Origin of the sequence: Rhodobium orientis (genome assembly GCF_003258835.1) — a bacterium.
GTDB classification, from domain to species: Bacteria; Pseudomonadota; Alphaproteobacteria; order Rhizobiales; family Rhodobiaceae; genus Rhodobium; species Rhodobium orientis.
Genome location: NZ_NPEV01000139.1, coordinates 1 through 287 on the forward strand (window position 1 = coordinate 1; position 287 = coordinate 287).

The following is a 287-nucleotide window of genomic DNA, read 5'->3' on the forward strand; positions in this document are numbered from 1 at the left end:
ACTTTAATGTGTCAACTGAAACGTTTTTGCCGACCGATTTTGGCTACAGCCGCGGGCTTGTCTCGACGCTATACAGCGAACTGGACGGAAAGCTGCAGGAATCTGTACATTCAAACAATTGAATAGGAGCTGAAAAAATGAAATGTCCAGCATGTCAGCATAATGGGACGAGGGTTTTGGACTCCCGTCCGGTTGACGAAGGCAGATCGATTCGCAGAAGACGCGAATGCGAATCGTGCAACTATCGATTTACTACATTTGAAAAAGTGGAAGAAATTCCGCTCATC

At 46.0% G+C, this 287-nt stretch carries 1 protein-coding gene; it reads left to right on the forward strand.

What is annotated here, in order from left to right:
- Window positions 1-137: 137 nt before the first annotated feature.
- Window positions 138-287: NrdR family transcriptional regulator (locus tag CH339_RS25560; RefSeq protein ID WP_438646524.1), on the forward strand; the 150-nt coding region annotated here is incomplete at its 3' end.